Below are 1,606 nucleotides of genomic sequence, written 5' to 3' on the forward strand. Positions count from 1 at the left end.
CTTATCCATATAACTCATGTACTTACCTTTTCTCTTGCTGGGATATGGCGTGATCCTTTCAGCGACAATCGTTCATAAAATGAAATTCTGTGAAATTCCCGATCCCCCCTAAAGCCCCAGTCATGGCGCGGGCTGGGCTATCGTTTTGCACCAAATAATTTGTGCAAAAAACGCCACATTTTTAGCGCGAAGGTGGGGGGGGAGGAGTGCGGATTCCGTGAGTGGCAGGTTTGCGCCGTCGCCTCTGCCCGGAGCTGGTCACAAAAAAGCGACGCGTGAGCGTCGCTGTGGTCAGTGGAGGGTAGGCTAGGGAGTCTGGCCGCTACCCCATCCCATTTTCTTGAACGCCTTGGCGGCGATGGTCAACAGCTCGTCGTTGTTCGCCTTGGGCAGCATGGGGCGGGCGGGTGTCTCTACCGTCCATCGGTTCTTCCTGGTTTCGCCGGTAGTTGTCCTGATCAGAATGGCAGCCCGGATAACGCTGATGTGTGCTTGCATCCACTTGAGCGAGGGTTTGCGATAGCTGCGGCGTTTGCCCTTGCCTGATAAGACCTTATATCCCAACGCACGAAGGCGCACAGCCTGACTGCGCAGGCATGGATCATCCGTTGGCTGGAATGGTTGCTTCTTTTTACCCTTCTCCGATGCTTTCGGTTTGGCGGGTTTGGGGGGCGCGGCGGTGAACGGTTGTGACATTCCCTGGTGCTGCTGGTTGGCTATCATCCCCGCAAAGCGGGAGTCAAAATCGATGATGGCCGCATCTTCGGTGCCGCGTGAGCGTAAGCGTTTGGCTAACCCTGTGAGCCGCTTGTGTTTACGCTGGCTCTTTGTCGGTGCCCATTTTGTGCCATCGGGAGCTTTACCTGCTTTGATGCGTTGGCGGTTAACTTTGGCGACCTCTCGGCCTATCTGCGCGGTAATGCGCCGCCGTTTGGCGGGCGGGAGAGATGCCGCGTCCAGGCGCTCCAGCAGGTTGAGCATGGAGCCTTGATTGATGGTGAGTGAGATCATCTATCGCACCTTTATTCGATGATGGGGGAGAGCTGACTGGCCAGCTCCCCGGCCTGTTGACCATGACCTGCCATGGCGTTGCTGTTGCCTGGCGTTGAGCCACTGCCATGGGTATGGCTGGCGGTGGCGGCGGCCAGTTGTTCCACCACCTGCATCAGTTGCAGCAGTAGTCGGAAGATGTTGATGTTATCTGTCCCCATCCAGGAACGTGGCGCCTCCAGGTGCTGCAGTTCGCCAGCAACGGCCCGGCGCAGTTGCCCCACCACCTCAACCAGGTCCCCGGCAGTGGTCTGGCTCATGTTCCCCACACTCCCCAGAGTGATGTCATCACCCGCCAGCAGTTCGATGGCCCCGAGCGCCTCGATGAGCTTGAACCCGCCCACCTCCTCGATGCTGTGTTGCGCCACCTGCAGCTGGTGCTGGCCATGTTCTCCCAGATAGTCATCGCTTTGGTGGTGCATCTGCAAAGCGTGGTCATACAAGCGCCGGTCGGTGTGGCGGCTCAGGTTGCCGACGGTGTCGGTGCGGCTGAACACCTCGGCCCGTTGCTGCTGCAGCTGCTCGCCCGGGGCAATGTCTGGCAGTGGCCAGCCAG

1 protein-coding gene and 1 pseudogene are annotated in these 1,606 nt (G+C 58.8%); both read right to left on the minus strand.

The window, feature by feature from the left end:
• Positions 1 to 306: 306 nt before the first annotated feature.
• Positions 307 to 1,011, minus strand: coding sequence for a phage virion morphogenesis protein (locus BN1130_RS21315; RefSeq protein WP_052448205.1), 705 nt, complete (start codon positions 1,009 to 1,011; stop codon positions 307 to 309).
• Between the two features lie 11 nt (positions 1,012 to 1,022).
• A pseudogene (locus BN1130_RS22625) lies at positions 1,023 to 1,606 on the minus strand (hypothetical protein); the annotation flags it as partial.

Origin of the sequence: Aeromonas rivuli (genome assembly GCF_000820045.1) — a bacterium.
Classification (GTDB): Bacteria; Pseudomonadota; Gammaproteobacteria; order Enterobacterales; family Aeromonadaceae; genus Aeromonas; species Aeromonas rivuli.

Bases quoted from the DNA above. Each gene is read 5' to 3' on its own strand.
- BN1130_RS21315 (WP_052448205.1), bottom strand. From the start codon at position 1,011: ATGATCTCACTCACCATCAATCAAGGCTCCATGCTCAACCTGCTGGAG.